Below are 1,862 nucleotides of genomic sequence, written 5' to 3' on the forward strand. Positions count from 1 at the left end.
GTGAAAGGGCGGTGTCTTAACCACTTGACCAACGGGCCATTAAAAAATGGCGGAGAAGGAGGGATTTGAACCCTCGCGCCGCTTACGCGACCTACACCCTTAGCAGGGGCGCCTCTTCAGCCACTTGAGTACTTCTCCGTAATGGCTCCAACGGTAGGATTCGAACCTACGACCGATCGGTTAACAGCCGATTGCTCTACCACTGAGCTACGTTGGAATAGTGTTAGATGAACAATTATCCTGTCGCTTTTTAATAAGTTCAATTATCAGCGACGAATTATATAATATAATATATCGTTTTGTTTGTCAAACCTTTTCCCAAGAAAAAATTAAATGATTTTTCTTAAGCTTAGGCTTGTTTTGTTAAGGCTTATCTAATTTAACATGGGCTTAATGTTTCGTCAATGGATATTTACATCTTTTTTAAATGACCTTTGCATTTTCCGCATCGATATCGCTTCGTGTCGACCCTTCTCTTCCTTTCATACTCCTGTGAGCAAGACGTACATACGTAACGGTGAACTTTTGGTTTCTCAGATGGCAGTGGTTTGCAATGTCTAGGGGAACCTGTTTTTTTCAAAAGTTCCTTAAACTCTCTGTCGCGATGTCCGTATCCTTTCCCTTCAATGTGCAGATGATAATGGCAAAGCTCGTGCTTAATGATACCTTTGAATTCTTCCTCCCCTAACTCAAATAAGTACTTCGGGTTCAGCTCAATGACTCTTTTCGAAGGAATGTACCTTCCCCCTGTTGTTCTGAGACGCGGGTTGAACATGACGTCATCGAGAAAAGGCTTCTGGAAGTACGCTCTGGAAATGTCATCAGTCCACTGATGCAATTGTTCATTCGATATCGACATTTTCGCACACCTCCAAGGTTCTTTGCATACTTTATCATAAGTATGAAAAAAGTTGAATACAAAGGAGCGGAAGTTCTATGCCCTCTTGGTTAAAAAAACAAATGGCTAAAGCTTTTTTTAATAAAGATAAATACCAAATTAAAATGTTAAACCAATGCTGGTATTATTACCAACATCTCTACAAATAAAAAAATACCCGGAAGAAAAAGTCTTCCAGGTATCTACGAGGATTTTTACTTTGTAAGCATCGTTAGTGCGATGCGTTGTTTTTGAATATCGACTTGATCGACCCAGACGGTTACGACATCTCCAACAGATACCACGTCCATCGGGTGTTTGACGAACTTATTGGATAGCTTGGAGATATGGACAAGCCCATCCTGCTTCACTCCAACATCGACAAACGCACCAAAGTCGACAACATTTCGGACGGTCCCTTCAAGTTCCATGCCTTGCTCCAAGTCTTCCATTGATAATACATTTGTTTTCAATAAAGGCTTAGGTAAATCATCACGAGGGTCACGTCCTGGCTGTGTGAGCGACTTCATAATATCCTCAAGCGTCGGCCTTCCAATCTCCAGTTGCTCGGCTACATCCGCTTCATTGATTTCTTTCAACTTACCTTCCAGCTCTTCCCCGCCCAATTGTTTTGCGGAAACATCAACCATTTTCAATAATGCTTTTGCCGCTTTGTAACTTTCGGGGTGGATGGATGTTCGGTCAAGCGGCTCACTTCCATCCAATATACGTAAGAATCCAATACTTTGCTCGAACGTTTTCGCTCCTAAACGAGGAATATCCTTCAATTCTGAGCGTTTTTTGAACTTGCCTACTTCCTCTCTCTTCTTAACAATATTATTGGCTACAGCTTTACTTAGGCCAGATACATATTGCAACAGTGAAGACGATGCAGTGTTTACATTAACGCCAACCTGGTTAACAGCTGTTTCAACAACGAAGGTTAGAGATTCATTCAATTTTTTCTGACTGACATCATGTTGGT

At 41.5% G+C, this 1,862-nt stretch carries 3 protein-coding genes and 2 tRNA genes; 1 reads left to right on the forward strand and 4 read right to left on the reverse strand.

Annotated elements, in window-relative coordinates; genetic code table 11:
* Positions 1-47: 47 nt before the first annotated feature.
* The 3 genes from LD39_RS15540 to LD39_RS15550 all read right to left on the reverse strand — a co-directional run bounded on the left by LD39_RS15540 (position 48) and on the right by LD39_RS15550 (position 859).
* Positions 48-138: transfer RNA gene (locus LD39_RS15540), tRNA-Ser, on the reverse strand.
* A 4-nt stretch (positions 139-142) separates the two neighbouring features.
* Positions 143-217, reverse strand: a tRNA-Asn gene (locus LD39_RS15545).
* A gap of 195 nt (positions 218-412) precedes the next feature.
* Positions 413-859 (reverse strand): SprT family protein, encoded by a 447-nt coding sequence (locus LD39_RS15550; protein ID WP_035549293.1) that lies wholly within the window; start codon positions 857-859, stop codon positions 413-415.
* 77 nt (positions 860-936) lie between these two features.
* Here LD39_RS15550 and cmpA point away from each other — a divergent pair, with 77 nt between their 5' ends.
* Positions 937-1,047, forward strand: a complete 111-nt coding sequence (gene cmpA / locus LD39_RS22760) for a cortex morphogenetic protein CmpA (protein ID WP_156112670.1) — start codon at positions 937-939, stop codon at positions 1,045-1,047.
* 45 nt (positions 1,048-1,092) lie between these two features.
* On the opposite strand, the gene LD39_RS15555 is transcribed toward cmpA, so the two are convergent.
* On the reverse strand, positions 1,093-1,862 hold a 770-nt coding region (locus tag LD39_RS15555; protein WP_035549296.1), incomplete at its 5' end, for a helix-hairpin-helix domain-containing protein.

The organism is Halobacillus sp. BBL2006 (genome assembly GCF_000786645.1).
Classification (GTDB): Bacteria; Bacillota; Bacilli; order Bacillales; family Halobacillaceae; genus Halobacillus.